Source organism: Bacillus sp. 22190 (assembly GCF_052045575.1).
Taxonomy (GTDB): domain Bacteria; phylum Bacillota; class Bacilli; order Bacillales; family Bacillaceae; genus Bacillus; species Bacillus altitudinis.
The window spans coordinates 42,390-55,385 of sequence record NZ_JBQEPF010000009.1; the positions used below are offsets into that span (position 1 = coordinate 42,390).

Here is a 12,996-nt window from a genome sequence, read left to right on the forward strand (position 1 = left end):
TAAAAAATAAGGTGCCAAGTAGCACCTTATTTTTTATGCCATTGTGAGAGGAATCTTGATCACGAGCCTCAGGTTTGGAGAACGATACGTAAAATCAAGCGTGCCGTCTGCCTTTTCAACAAGTTGATGAATGATATAAGTACCCACACCTTGATGATCACCGCCTTTTGTCGAGCGGCCAAACGTCTTGAACAGATGATCTAATACGTGTTTTTCCATTCCCTTCGTACTGTTTTCACAATGAATCAAAAAGAGCCCGCTCCGGATGGAAGTCGTGATCGAGATGCTTCCCTCGTTCCCAGCTTGCTTCGCTTCAATGGCGGCATCTAATGCGTTATCAAGCAGGTTGCCAGTAAAACTCACCTGATCCGCCTTAGAAAAAGGAAGAGAAGAAAAGGGTGCTTGAAGATCTAGTGAAAGGGCAATGTCCTCTTTTTCAGCCCGCTGGAAAAAGGAATGAAGGGTGGAGGCCAAATAAGCATTTTCCCCTTTGATCCAAGGGAAATGTTTCACGTATTGCTGAATCAAATCTTTGATCTCATGCTCGTCATTCGATGCGGAAAAGGCATTTAAATGTCTAGCTGTTTCATGGTGTTTACTTCGCAGCTCAAGCAGCAAGTCATTGGTTCTCGACTCAGCATGAATCAGCTCTTGAAGCCGTCCATTTAATCGTTGCTTTGTTTGCATCACCTTGAAGGAAAGGAGATCGGCTGTCAAAATGATAATGACAGTTAAAAGATGGCTGAGCCCATTTCCGTGATTGAGAAAAAGTGAAATGCCTGAACAGGTGATGAGCACAAAAGCGCCTAATATCACGTAACCACTCATAACTAGCCAAAACCTTTTGTAAATGAAAAAGGTGTAAAGGCACAAGATGCAAAAGGTCAGAAGCCACACTATGCTTGATGACAAAGGCAGAACAGCGTTAGCAGCAGCATGAACTGCAAGACCGAGCCAGATGAGCGTATATATGCGAAATCCAAGATAGAAAGCGTTCACGTTCGTTCTCCTTAAAAGTAGTATTTCTTAAAGTATTCTAATTGCTGCTTCGTCATCATGGCTTTTTTATCAGTCCCTTCAAAAGACACGATAAATGAATTTTTGGCATACGCCGAAAAGTTCTTGATGTAATGAATATTGATGATAAACGAGCGGTGGGAGCGGATAAAGTCTTTCTCAGCTAAATCACCTTTTAACTCGTTGAGAGTTTGGTATGTTTGAATATCTCCTGTTGTTGTGACAATGGTCGTCGACCTGCCAGTACGTTCAACAAAGATGACATCCTTTTTTTGCAGTACATGGATATCTGATTGCTGCTTGATGAGAAGCCGTCCGTGAATGCTTTTCTCCTGCTTGGTGGACATGTAGCGCTCTAAGGATTTGGCGATTCGATCAGCTTGATAAGGCTTCATAATATAATCATGGACATTCAAATCAAAGGCATGGACAGCATACCCACTGTTTCCTGTCACAAATACAACATCTACATTCAGTGCATGAGAGTGAATAAGGTCTGCTAATTCATAGCCTGACATGCCAGGCATCTCAATGTCTGCAAACAATAAATCAATGTCGCCCTGTTTGACCTTCTCATATGCCTCCTCCGCTGACTGCGTCACAAAAACGATGTCAACGGCATCCATTCTGCCGACAATGGCATGCAGCTTTTCTAAATCCACTCGGTAATCATCGACAAGACCTACTTTTATCATAAAAATCACCTATGACTCTTCTTATTATTTGTCTATTTTACCATTTGTTTTTTAAAATGGATCATTTCAAGACAGAAAAAGGACGTTTCGCGACATTTTTATGTCAGACAGGCGGTATTTTTTCTATCATAGACGTAGATAGTCGAAAGGGGCGAACCAAATGATTACTCTCAGCGATTGTAGTTGCTGGTTTACAGATAAGAAAAAAGTCGTAAAGGCGATGAAACATATGACGTTCTCCGTGAAGGAAGGAGAAGTCGTCGGCATCTTAGGAGAAAATGGTGCGGGGAAAACCACATTATTACGCGCCGTTGCGACATTATTGGAGCCTACTCATGGAACAGTCAATGTTGCAGGCTTTGATACAGTCAAAGAAGCAACTGAAGTGAAGAAGCGAATTGGGGTCTTATTTGGCGGCGAGACGGGACTTTATGACCGTTTGACGGCTCGTGAAAACCTTGAATACTTTGGGAAATTATATGGCTTAGATCAGCATGAAATCAAAGCAAGAATTGAGGATTTGGCAAAGCGATTCGGGATGAGGCAGTACATGGATCGCAAGGTAAAAGGATTTTCAAGAGGGATGAAGCAAAAGGTGGCGATTGCCAGAACATTGATTCATGACCCTGACATTATTTTGTTTGACGAACCGACAACAGGTTTAGATATCACATCGAGTAATATTTTCAGAGAGTTTATTCATCAGTTGAAACAGCAAAATAAAACGATTCTATTTTCAAGCCACATCATGGAAGAAGTCAGCCTGCTTTGTGATAGTGTCATGATGATTCATCAAGGGGAGCTCGTGTACAAAGGAACGCTTCCAGAATTATATGCACAGGAACAAAGTGAAGACTTGAATTACATCTTTATGTCGAAGCTCGCAAGGGGGAATGCATAATGTGGAAAACCGTCTTTTTAAAAGAAATGACAGATTCGCTCAGAGACAGGAAAACGTTGCTCTTAACAGTGTTGATCCCTCTTTTGACGATGCTCGGACTCGTGTTTTTCTACGAAAGCATGATCGCTGATCCAGGCGATAAAACGTATACAGTCGCAATCAATGAAAAGCTTCCGTCCGATATGAATGACATGATCAAAGAAGTGAAAAACCTGAAACTTGAAACTTTTGATGACCCGCAGCAAGCCGTTAAAGACGGTGAGGCAAATGCTTATCTAGAAATGCCAAAAGATGCAGGCGATATGCTTCAGCATCAAACATCGTTTGCCATTAAAGTCCATGGGTATCCAACAGATGATGATTCCGTGATTGCGGTTCAAATGCTGCAATCATTGCTTGAACAGTATCAAAACCAAGTCGTAGAAAAGCGTTTGGCACAGGATCAGATCAAATCGTCAGTGATTCATCCATTTGAGGTGCAATCGGTTGATGTGCAAGAAGGAGAGGACGGGGACGGAGAAAACGGTGTGACCACCATGCTGCTGTCGATTCTCCTTCCAATGATTTTAGTGACCTCTGTGATCTCAGGTGCTTTACCAGCTGCGCTTGATATCGTAGCAGGTGAAAAGGATAGAAAGTCAATCGAAGCTTTATTCCTGACACCGGCCAGCAGACTTCAGCTTTTGATTGGAAAATGGCTAGCTGTTTCTATGTTTGGTATATTAAGTGGCATTGTGGCGATTGGCATGCTGCTGCTCTCTACATTGCTCTTTACAGAAAAGCTGAAACAAGCGCTGAACTTCGGAGATCAAGTGTGGAGCATCATCGGTGTTATGTTTGCGGCATTAATTATTTTCTCATTCATGGTATCCATGATTGAACTGCTGCTCAGTGTCGTTTCAAGCTCAGTGAAAGAAGCACAATCGTACATGTCCATGATCATTACACTAGGTGTGATTCCGATGTTTTTCACCATGAGAGCAGGCGCTACGCAGCTAGATACGTATTACTTTGCGATCCCATTCCTTAATATTCACGCACTATGCAAGCAATTGATGTTTGGCATCGTTGATCCAATGTCGATTGGCCTGACGCTCGGCTCCTCGGCGCTGACAGTGATGATCTTGTTTGTCATCGTGAGAAGTTTGTTTATGAAAGAGAAATGGATGCTTGCGAAATAGAAAGAACATTTCATTGATAGAAATGAAGAACTTGTAGATTTTTTCTACAAGTTTTTTGTTTTGTATGTTTAAGTGAGTGATAAAAAAGGGATCACAATGTGAATGAGGTGATAGAATAAAAATGCTCAGTCGTGTAAAATTTTACTTAAAAGGGGTTTTGTATATGAGTTATCAAGTAGAAGACGATGATGTTTTGGGATTATGTAATATATATGCTCAGCAAACACATCATTTTGAAGCTTTCATTTTAGGGAATAAAAAAGGACTGATAGAATTGAGAAATGCAATTGATAGAGCTTTAGAAACAGGTAGTTCTGTTGCACATGTATTCCCATCTGATTATGAAGGCTATGAAACTTATATTGCTTTAGTAAACGATGAGCAAAGGTTCGAGAAATTAATCACTCCTTATGTAGAGGAATACATGCAAGAAGACGATGCCATTGATCCAATTGACATCATAAGAGAATATGATGCTGAAAAAGGGAATGCCTCTTCATAATATGCTTCCTTTTGTCAGTATAAGCCTTCCCGATAAGGAGATGAGAGAATTGCCAACAGTCTTCAGTTATGGAATCGCCTGCTTCATCGCTTTTCTATTAATCACTTTCGTCCATACCCATAAAAAACTAGAAAAGAAACTTGATCTGACGATTTTGATCATAGTAGCCATCATATTATTGATGGTGAATGTCTTGTGGATATGGGTCACGCTTTTCTTCTTTACTTGTATATATGTTGGAATCAAATATAGACATCAATCGAAAAAAGACTAAAAAAACCCCCGGGAACCGGGGGTTTTTCTTTAGTTCTTGATGAACTTTTCAACCAATGAGCTTGTTTTGTAGTCGTTCAAATCAAGTTTCCATTGGTCGATATCGTTTTTCTTCATGTTCACTTCTACTGTTTCTTCAGAAGATGATGGTCCTAATTTTTTAAATTCATCTGGATAGATAGAAAGTAGATATTTCTGTGCATCATCATAAGATGCTGTACGGTTTTTGCTGTAGAATTCAGTTGCTTTTTCTTTTAAACGATCGACAAGCGGGCTTGCATCAATTGGTGTAAGTGTCACAGTCACGACAGCTTTATCACCGCTGATTGATTTTGTTTTCGTTGATACTTTTGATTTTTCAGCTAATGTTTCTTTCACAGCTTTTAGAAGCTTATCAAGGTTTTCGTCTTTTGCTGAGCTAGATGAAATACCAGAAGAAGAAATATAGCCTTGTTTGAATGATTTATCAAATTCGTTTACGACAGTTGATTTGTTATCACCTGTTAGTTTTTCGAAATCGTCATTTTTCTTACCAAAAATCATGACATCAATATAAGAAGAAAGGGCTTTTGCAGACGCTTGAAGTGTATCTGCCTTTTTCATCAAGTCTTTTCCTTTAATATCGAATTCTAGTGTTTTGTCATCTTTTTTCGATCCAGAACCAGGCTCTGTGTAGACAAGTTGATAGTCTTTTTCTTTATCAACTACATAGAAAAGACCACCTTTTGATACTTTACCTGCATTTAGAGAGCTTGAAGATAATACTTCGTTGTAGTCATCAGGAGAGATGGTAGACACCTGAGCGTCATCTTGGTAAAGCGTAAAGTTGCTTTTATCCACATTCAATGGTTCTTTGCTGATGTTTTTTACAGATACATTCACTTTTAGGACATATTGATCATCCTGAACAGATGTATCGTATTGAGGTGGTAAAGTGTACTCAGCACTTTCTACTTTTACTTCAGCTGCATCAAGGGATTTTTTTGTATCGCTTTCTTTCGCAGCAGTTTTGTCTTTTCCACCACTACAAGCAGCAGCGACAACAGTTACACACAAAATCAGAAGAAACAGGGATAATTTCTTTTTAAACATGAGATGTTTTCCTCCTCGGGTTTTATGGTGAATTTCATTGGAAAGCTTTAGTTCATATCGTTCTTTTTGCACAAAAAGAAAAATACTGTATGTTTTTTACTGTAGAATGAAGCGAAAGTACTGTCAATACCTCAGTGCGTTCGAAAGGTTCATCCACTTCAAGTAGTAAAAATGACACTATGTTGAGAGGAGAAATGTGTATTTTATTGTTTGAAATCTCCTGTAAAAACTCAACATTTTATATTTTAAGGTTTTGAGTCGGATTATTGAATAGGTTCAAATGACTGTTTTTGAAGAAGATGTAGCAAATAGAAGGATTTTTATGACTTGTAAATGAGTCGTTAGTAATGAATATTTTTTCCTGTGATGTGTATGATCACTAGGTTTGTGTGTTGTTGACATAGAGACACTTGTCCAGCGAAATGTTGAGGTATTTAGACAGGCTCTCGACACGGAATGTGTCTTTTCCCTTCAAAATGGCAGTCATCTACACAGAAACCCTACATAAAATAAAAGAGAAATGAATGGGAGGTGGATGTATGGCAGTGGTAAGAGCGACAAGCTCTGATATTGATTTAATGGCCAGACTGCTGAGAGCCGAAGCGGAAGGTGAAGGGAAACAAGGGATGCTGCTTGTAGGAAATGTAGGCATCAATCGTTTGCGTGCCAACTGTTCTGACTTTAAAGGGCTGCGTACGATTCCACAAATGATTTATCAGGAGCATGCGTTTGAGGCGGTCACGCATGGCTATTTTTATCAGCGAGCACGAGAAAGTGAAAAGACACTTGCACGGAGGAACATTAATGGTGAACGATTTTGGCCTGCGAAATTCAGTCTTTGGTATTTTAAACCGCCTGGAAATTGTCCATCCACTTGGTACAATCAGCCGTTTGTGGCAAGGTATAAGTCACATTGCTTTTACCAGCCCACAGCTGAAACATGTGAGAATGTTTATAACACCTTTTAGTTTGATGAACAGCACAATCCTTTGTATTCAAGAGGATTGTGTTTTTCTTTTTTTCAAAATGGGTAACCATTGTGTATCAACAAGATGAAGCACGTGATTGGAGGAAATGAGAATGTATCAAGACTTAAAAGGGAAAACAGCCATTGTGACAGGTTCTTCTAAAGGCATAGGACAAGCCATCGCATTGAGGTTTGGACAAGAACAAATGAACGTGGTTGTGAATTATAAAGGTGATGAAGAGGGTGCTGAAGAAACAGTACAAGCCATCCAGCAGCATGGAGGTAGGGCGGTGAAAGTACACGCAGATGTCTCCAAAGAGGAAGGAATTCAGGCGTTAATGGATGCCGCGCTGGAGAATTTTAACGCACTAGACGTGTTCGTCAATAATTCGGGATTTAATGGTGAAGAAGCAATGCCGCATGAATTGACGCTGGAACAATGGCAAAAGGTCATTGATGTGAATATCACAGGCTCATTTTTAGGAGCAAAGGCAGCGATTGCCTATATGATGGAACATGATGTGAAAGGATCAATCTTGAATATATCCAGTGTCCATCAAGAGATCCCGCGTCCGTTTAATGTTCATTACTCTACTTCTAAAGGAGGAATGAATATGATGACGAAGACGCTGGCTCTTGATTATGCCGTAGCGGGTATTCGGGTCAATGCGATTGCACCAGGTACAATGGCAACGGAATCAAATGACGACCTTCAAGACGAACAGAAAAAACAAAAGCAGCTTGAGAAAATTCCAATGAGAACGTTTGGCGATCCGAAAGAGATTGGGTCTGCCGCTGCATTTCTCGTATCGAAAGAAGCTGCCTATATTACAGGTACTACATTATTTGTTGATGGAGGAATGACACTTTATCCATCTCAATTAAATGATGAATAATAGAAAAACATCCGCCCCATTAGCCGGCGGATGTTTTTTCTTTGTAGCGGTGTGCTGACTTTGCTGGTTTGCCGAGCAGCATAGGATACTTGCTCAAGAAAGAGATACATGGCACCATGAGCAGCAATGTACCGATCGTATAAAAGAGCGTCCAAGAAAGCTGCGCTGTATCAGAGATATTGATGCCTAGTCCGTAATAAACAAATGCCTTCATGATATCGATACCGGCAAATTGCAGGACGAGAATCACAATGGAATGACGTCCGAGATACGTCAATATCGTGGACGTTTTCAATTTGAAGCTTAAATAAATGACAGCAGCTGAACCGAGCAGTGCACAAGCATAAAAAATGAATAGATCTCCATAGTCATTGACCCGCATATCAATTCGTGAATTAAAGCTTTGCATATATGCAGTCAGTACAAGCAGACCTGTACATAACAGAAGGGTAGGATCTGTTTTTAATTCCACAAACCATTGTTTTGCTAAAAATCCGATTGAATAAAACACAACAGCCGTTAACGCAACGTTGGCATTCCAAGGGAGACTCTGGTTTAACAATAGCGTGGAAGCATATCCGGCTCCACCGCAAAGGACGGTCAGTAAAATCAATACAGCTGGTTTTCCTTTTGTCAGACGATGCATCAAGAAAAACAACATTTCCACTAAAAAGAGTGTCGTTAAAAACCAGATGGCTGGGTTATGTGTCAGTCTTGCTTCATCGGCATTTGAAATGAAAATTCCCGTAAATGGAACGAAGGGATCAATATCTGTTTGCCCTTTAAAGGCGAAAAATCGGGTCACCGTGAACCAGAAAACGTACGTAATAATGGAGAAATAGAGATAAGGTAAGAGCAAGCTTTTCGCTTTTTTCTGTATAAATGACATAGCAGGTTGTGAAGATGATCGAAACATCATACCTGATAGTAAAAAGAAGAGTGGCATATGAAAAGAGTATATAAATTGCTTGAATGAATCAGGAATGGGTACATGTGCCATAACGACGAGCAGAATGCCGATTCCTTTAGCCGCATCCACCCAGTCGAGTCGCTTATTCAAGGCCAGTCATCTCCTTCCTTCTCAGCATTGTAAACCGTTACTTCATATGTACCTCTACTATATAAAAGGTACACCTACAATGCGTTTACAGTTCGCTAACGATTAGAAGACACATTTGCGATCAGATGACAGAAGGAAGCGTTTTGACATCTCGATGTTACATTTCCCATTTTTTATGACAATGTAAAAAAGAAGCCAACGAAAGATTGGCTTCAAAATAGTTCTGCGATTCGTTCAAAGGAACGCTGCTTTTCCATTGGATCAAATGAATTGTTTAATATCATGATCTCGCCTGTTTGATAGCGGTCCATTAAGATTTGCAGCTGTTCTTTCACTGTTTGCTTTGAGCCAACAATCATTCGCTGGCGGTTTTGTAACACTTTTTTCTTTTCTTGCTCAGTGTAATGATAGTTCTCTGCTTCTTCTATAGAAGGAACGCGACTGTCCAGCCCTTTTTCAACCCGAAGCAGCCATAAATCTGTACTGGTGGAAATGCGGCTTGCTTCCTCGTCTGTGTCTGCGCAGATCACAAAGACAGCAAACATAGACTGAGGCTGACGTGAGAAAACGGATGGAGAAAAGTGTGACCGATACGCTTCAAAAGCTTGCCGGCCTCGTGCAGGATGAATAAAATGTCCGAAAATATAGTTGATTCCAAGTGATGCCGCCTGGATGGCACTGTTTTCCCCGAGTCCAAGCAGCCAGACTGGCGGATAAGAATCAACGAGCGGAGCCGCTTTCACTCCTGCATGCCGATGACCAGAAGGCAGGCTGTCAGATAAGTAAAAAAGAAGGTCCTCCAACTGGCGGTCAAATTGAGACAGTTCTTTCTTCACGCCGTCTGTCAAAGCGAGTCTCGTCCGTTCAATTCCGCCTGGGGATTTACCAACCCCGATCTCAATCCGCCCAGGGTAAAGGGCTTCAAGCTGGCGGGTGACTTCTGCTACTTTAAAAGGGCTGTACTGCGGGAGTAAAATCCCCCCAGAGCCTGTGCGCAATGTCGATGTGTGTGAAGCAATATGTGCCATTAATATTTCAGGCGCTGTACTCGCGAGTCCTCTCGTGCTGTGGTGTTCAGCAAACCAATACCGCTCATACCCCAGTGTTTCCGCAAGCTTGGCCAGCTCTGTCGTATGAACCAATGTTTCTTGTGCGGACTGGCCTTTAGGGATGGCGACTTGATCTAATATATGAAGTGATGGCATCATCAACACCCTTTCATCAATACGTTGAATTCTATTCATAAGTATAAAGAAAGTCATGAACGGAAGGAAATGAAAGGGTTTATCACAGCTATGTATGTGAATTTTCTATATCAACATATGAAGTGGAGGCGAGCTCTGTTTTTAAGCGAGAGGCTGTATAACGGGAACATTCGACAATGTTTCACATGAAACACTTCTTTTACGACATGAATCATTTTTGTCATGGATCTTTCTTTAAAAAAATATCATCATATTGAAACCTCTTTTATACATAGATCGTATATACTAGTAAATAGAAAAAAGAGTAAGAGGCTCCAATGTCATTTCATGAATTTTGTCGAATTTTCATGTATGATGATTTTAATAGGGTCCATCGCTTAATAAATAGATTTTTATTATGCTGGAGGAGTGATTGATTTGGCGATTACATTAGAAAAAGGTCAACGTATTGATTTAACAAAAGGAAAAGCAGGACTAACCAATATTCTAGTTGGACTTGGCTGGGACCCTGTGTCACAAGGCGGCGGTTTTCTTGGAAAGCTGTTTGGCGGCGGAGGCGGCGCTGATATTGATTGTGACGCTTCAGTGCTGATGCTGAAAAATGATAAGTTTGTTGAAAATAAAGATTTGATTTACTTTGGCAATTTGAAAAGCAAATGCGGCAGTGTTGAGCATACAGGTGACAACCTGACAGGTGAAGGAGACGGAGATGATGAACAAGTCCTCGTCAACTTAAGCAAGGTGCCAGGCAATGTGAATAAATTGGTGTTCGTTGTGAACATTTATGATGCACTTAGAAGAAACCAACACTTTGGTATGATTCAAAATGCTTACATCCGAATTGTTGACCGTTCAAACAATCAAGAATTAGTGAAATATAATTTGAAAGATGAATATGCAGGTAAAACATCATTAATCGTTGGAGAGCTTTATCGCCACGAGAATGAGTGGAAGTTTGCAGCTGTAGGAAATGGTACAAACGATGCGAAGCTTGCCGATATTACGAGAAACTACATTTAATTTAGAAGGGAGAGGTTCCTAGTGGGAATTTCTTTAGCGAAAGGTCAAAAAATTGATTTAACAAAAACGAATCCAGGTTTAACAAAAGTAGTCGTAGGTCTTGGCTGGGATGTAAACAAGTATGATGGCGGACATGACTTTGATCTAGACGCAAGCGTATTCCTTTTAGATGCAGCAGGGAAAGCAAACTCTCCATCTGACTTTGTCTTCTACAATCAAACAACTGGCGGTGGCGGAAGTATCGTACATACAGGCGATAACCGTACAGGTGAAGGAGACGGAGATGACGAGCAGGTCAATGTTGATCTTTCAACTGTACCAGCAAGTATTGAGAAAATCTCCTTCGTCATTACAATCCATGATGCAGAAGCACGCAGCCAAAACTTTGGACAGGTGTCTAACGCTTACGTCCGTATTTTAAATGCGGCATCAAATGAAGAGCTCATTCGCTATGATTTGGCGGAAGACTTTTCAATTGAAACAGCGATTATTGTAGGTGAATTATACCGTCATGGCGGAGAGTGGAAATTCTCAGCTGTTGGATCAGGTTATCAAGGCGGACTTGCCCGCATTGCAACAGACTTCGGCTTAGATATCGGGTAACGCCCGTTTTCATATTTTCAGGAGATAGGAGAGATACGAATATGGCGATTCAGCTTTCAAAAGGACAACGTGTCGATTTAACGAAAACCAATCCAGGGCTGACAAAAGTGATGATCGGACTTGGCTGGGATACGAATAAATATTCAGGCGGAGCCGAATTTGATTTGGACGCTTCGGCTTTCTTAGTAGATGCAAACAATCGTTGTCAACAAGATACAGACTTTGTGTTCTATAATAATCTGCAGCATCCAAGCGGCAGTGTCACTCATACCGGTGATAACCGTACGGGTGAAGGAGATGGAGATGACGAGCAAATTCTCGTTGATTTCTCGAAAATTCCTGCTAACATTGATCGTATCGGAATTACAGTGACGATTCATGATGCAGAGGCACGTAGCCAGAATTTTGGACAAGTCTCTAATGCATTTGTTCGTGTTGTAAATGAAGAGGGCGGGGAAGAATTGATTCGTTTTGATTTAGGGGAGGACTTCTCAATTGAAACAGCTGTCGTCGTATGCGAACTATACAGACACGGCAGCGATTGGAAGTTTAACGCAATCGGAAGCGGATTCTCTGGCGGACTTGCAGCTCTTTGTCAAAATTATGGGTTAGAAGTGTAAAGAGAAGAAACAACTTCATTCAAGAGGCGCTGCCAATGACTCATATGAGGGTATTTTCCAAAGTGAGAAAGAAACAGCGATCAAGAATAACAGCAGGCGAAAGCCTGCTGATGCTTCTACACTTATAGGAGGAAAACCAGTTGGACATTTTGAAACATATGTTGGACACGTATGCCTCGTTTTTTGATTGGCATATGTGGGCAGAGGTATTAACAGACCCTGTCTCTTGGGGGCTTATTGGGACCCTTGTCGTGCTTGAAGGTTTGTTGTCAGCGGATAACGCACTTGTATTAGCTGTTATGGTGAAACATTTACCTGAAAAGCAGCGTAAAAAGGCATTAACCTACGGATTAATTGGCGCTTATTTCTTCCGTTTTCTATTCATTGGCGTAGGGATGCTGCTTATTAAGTTTTGGTGGATTAAGGTTCTAGGCGCTGCATACTTAGCTTGGCTGGTCATTAAGCACTTCTGGTTAGGTGACGGAGATGACGAAGCGAAGGAATTGAAAAAAGAAGGCTGGATGATTCGTGTATTTGGCGTCTTCTGGGCAACTGTTATTTCTGTAGAAATTATGGACCTTGCCTTCTCGGTAGATAGTATTCTTGCTGCATTCGCTGTATCTGAGGAAGTATGGATTCTTCTTTTAGGTGGAATGCTTGGAATTCTCATGATGCGTACAGTGGCACAATTATTCCTTGTGCTCATCGACCGTATACCAGAGCTTGAGAATACGGCATTTATTCTCATTGGAATTATTGCCATCAAAATGGGCTTAAGTGCTGCTCATATTGAAATCCCGCATCTCGCATTCTTTGCGATTATTATCCTAGCGTTTATCGGAACGTTTATTGTTCATAAAATCAATAAGAAGAAGCATCAAGGTGTAACAAACGAAGCTGCGGCTTCAAAAGAAGAATAGGACGATCAAAAAGGAATGGAGTTGACTAGCGGCTCCATCCTTTT

General features: G+C 40.9%; 15 protein-coding genes. 10 read left to right on the plus strand and 5 right to left on the minus strand.

The window, feature by feature from the left end; all coding sequences use genetic code 11:
* Positions 1-33: 33 nt before the first annotated feature.
* Together ACTJKA_RS13265 and ACTJKA_RS13270 are read right to left on the minus strand one after the other, a co-directional pair.
* Positions 34-828, minus strand: a complete 795-nt coding sequence (locus ACTJKA_RS13265; RefSeq protein WP_336750166.1) for a sensor histidine kinase — start codon at positions 826-828, stop codon at positions 34-36.
* Positions 829-1,010: 182 nt separating this feature from the next.
* Positions 1,011-1,712 carry a LytR/AlgR family response regulator transcription factor gene (locus ACTJKA_RS13270; RefSeq protein WP_017358602.1) on the minus strand — a complete coding sequence of 234 codons (702 nt, stop codon included), beginning with the start codon at positions 1,710-1,712 and terminating at the stop codon, positions 1,011-1,013.
* Between the two features lie 160 nt (positions 1,713-1,872).
* On the opposite strand from ACTJKA_RS13270, the gene ACTJKA_RS13275 reads away from it, so the two are divergent.
* The 4 genes from ACTJKA_RS13275 to ACTJKA_RS13290 all read left to right on the plus strand — a co-directional run bounded on the left by ACTJKA_RS13275 (position 1,873) and on the right by ACTJKA_RS13290 (position 4,570).
* On the plus strand, positions 1,873-2,613 hold the full coding sequence (locus ACTJKA_RS13275) for an ATP-binding cassette domain-containing protein (RefSeq protein WP_007498365.1): 741 nt from the start codon (positions 1,873-1,875) through the stop codon (positions 2,611-2,613).
* Positions 2,613-3,794, plus strand: a complete 1,182-nt coding sequence (locus ACTJKA_RS13280) for an ABC transporter permease (protein WP_007498363.1) — start codon at positions 2,613-2,615, stop codon at positions 3,792-3,794. Before ACTJKA_RS13275 ends, ACTJKA_RS13280 begins: the two co-directional genes overlap by 1 nt.
* 163 nt (positions 3,795-3,957) lie before the next feature.
* The gene (locus tag ACTJKA_RS13285; protein WP_048001329.1) at positions 3,958-4,296 is read left to right on the plus strand and encodes a hypothetical protein; all 339 of its coding nucleotides are present in this window, start codon (positions 3,958-3,960) and stop codon (positions 4,294-4,296) included.
* 40 nt (positions 4,297-4,336) lie between these two features.
* A complete protein-coding gene (locus ACTJKA_RS13290; RefSeq protein WP_232516950.1) occupies positions 4,337-4,570 on the plus strand; it encodes a hypothetical protein in 234 nt (77 codons plus the stop codon).
* Positions 4,571-4,599: 29 nt separating this feature from the next.
* On the opposite strand, the gene ACTJKA_RS13295 is transcribed toward ACTJKA_RS13290, so the two are convergent.
* Positions 4,600-5,661, minus strand: coding sequence for a DUF4352 domain-containing protein (locus ACTJKA_RS13295; RefSeq protein WP_035390550.1), 1,062 nt, complete (start codon positions 5,659-5,661; stop codon positions 4,600-4,602).
* Between the two features lie 539 nt (positions 5,662-6,200).
* Between ACTJKA_RS13295 and ACTJKA_RS13300 the strand changes: the two genes are divergently transcribed.
* On the plus strand, positions 6,201-6,629 hold the full coding sequence (locus ACTJKA_RS13300; protein WP_008342138.1) for a cell wall hydrolase: 429 nt from the start codon (positions 6,201-6,203) through the stop codon (positions 6,627-6,629).
* A gap of 112 nt (positions 6,630-6,741) precedes the next feature.
* Positions 6,742-7,524, plus strand: coding sequence for a glucose 1-dehydrogenase (locus ACTJKA_RS13305; RefSeq protein WP_046526597.1), 783 nt, complete (start codon positions 6,742-6,744; stop codon positions 7,522-7,524).
* A 19-nt stretch (positions 7,525-7,543) separates the two neighbouring features.
* Here ACTJKA_RS13305 and ACTJKA_RS13310 read toward each other — a convergent pair whose 3' ends face one another.
* Positions 7,544-8,584: an acyltransferase family protein gene (locus ACTJKA_RS13310; RefSeq protein WP_017358596.1), complete on the minus strand. Its 1,041-nt coding sequence runs from the start codon at positions 8,582-8,584 to the stop codon at positions 7,544-7,546.
* Between the two features lie 212 nt (positions 8,585-8,796).
* Positions 8,797-9,789, minus strand: coding sequence for an LLM class flavin-dependent oxidoreductase (locus ACTJKA_RS13315; RefSeq protein ID WP_035703092.1), 993 nt, complete (start codon positions 9,787-9,789; stop codon positions 8,797-8,799).
* 417 nt (positions 9,790-10,206) lie between these two features.
* On the opposite strand from ACTJKA_RS13315, the gene ACTJKA_RS13320 reads away from it, so the two are divergent.
* The 4 genes from ACTJKA_RS13320 to ACTJKA_RS13335 all read left to right on the plus strand — a co-directional run bounded on the left by ACTJKA_RS13320 (position 10,207) and on the right by ACTJKA_RS13335 (position 12,952).
* On the plus strand, positions 10,207-10,809 hold the full coding sequence (locus ACTJKA_RS13320) for a TerD family protein (protein WP_017358594.1): 603 nt from the start codon (positions 10,207-10,209) through the stop codon (positions 10,807-10,809).
* 21 nt (positions 10,810-10,830) lie between these two features.
* Positions 10,831-11,412 carry a TerD family protein gene (locus ACTJKA_RS13325; RefSeq protein ID WP_008342133.1) on the plus strand — a complete coding sequence of 194 codons (582 nt, stop codon included), beginning with the start codon at positions 10,831-10,833 and terminating at the stop codon, positions 11,410-11,412.
* A gap of 41 nt (positions 11,413-11,453) precedes the next feature.
* On the plus strand, positions 11,454-12,032 hold the full coding sequence (locus tag ACTJKA_RS13330) for a TerD family protein (protein ID WP_007498343.1): 579 nt from the start codon (positions 11,454-11,456) through the stop codon (positions 12,030-12,032).
* Positions 12,033-12,172: 140 nt separating this feature from the next.
* The gene (locus ACTJKA_RS13335) at positions 12,173-12,952 is read left to right on the plus strand and encodes a TerC family protein (protein WP_008342130.1); all 780 of its coding nucleotides are present in this window, start codon (positions 12,173-12,175) and stop codon (positions 12,950-12,952) included.
* The last annotated feature ends 44 nt before the right edge of the window (positions 12,953-12,996 follow it).

What these genes read in the sequence shown, in the direction of transcription:
- ACTJKA_RS13285 (WP_048001329.1), top strand. Translation starts at nt 3,958, where the DNA reads ATGAGTTATCAAGTAGAAGACGATGATGTTTTGGGATTATGTAATATA.
- ACTJKA_RS13305 (WP_046526597.1), top strand. Translation starts at nt 6,742, where the DNA reads ATGTATCAAGACTTAAAAGGGAAAACAGCCATTGTGACAGGTTCTTCT.
- ACTJKA_RS13330 (WP_007498343.1), top strand. Translation starts at nt 11,454, where the DNA reads ATGGCGATTCAGCTTTCAAAAGGACAACGTGTCGATTTAACGAAAACC.
- ACTJKA_RS13315 (WP_035703092.1), bottom strand. Translation starts at nt 9,789, where the DNA reads ATGCCATCACTTCATATATTAGATCAAGTCGCCATCCCTAAAGGCCAG.
- ACTJKA_RS13280 (WP_007498363.1), top strand. Translation starts at nt 2,613, where the DNA reads ATGTGGAAAACCGTCTTTTTAAAAGAAATGACAGATTCGCTCAGAGAC.
- ACTJKA_RS13265 (WP_336750166.1), bottom strand. Translation starts at nt 828, where the DNA reads ATGAGTGGTTACGTGATATTAGGCGCTTTTGTGCTCATCACCTGTTCA.
- ACTJKA_RS13300 (WP_008342138.1), top strand. Translation starts at nt 6,201, where the DNA reads ATGGCAGTGGTAAGAGCGACAAGCTCTGATATTGATTTAATGGCCAGA.
- ACTJKA_RS13270 (WP_017358602.1), bottom strand. Translation starts at nt 1,712, where the DNA reads ATGATAAAAGTAGGTCTTGTCGATGATTACCGAGTGGATTTAGAAAAG.
- ACTJKA_RS13275 (WP_007498365.1), top strand. Translation starts at nt 1,873, where the DNA reads ATGATTACTCTCAGCGATTGTAGTTGCTGGTTTACAGATAAGAAAAAA.
- ACTJKA_RS13290 (WP_232516950.1), top strand. Translation starts at nt 4,337, where the DNA reads ATGAGAGAATTGCCAACAGTCTTCAGTTATGGAATCGCCTGCTTCATC.
- ACTJKA_RS13295 (WP_035390550.1), bottom strand. Translation starts at nt 5,661, where the DNA reads ATGTTTAAAAAGAAATTATCCCTGTTTCTTCTGATTTTGTGTGTAACT.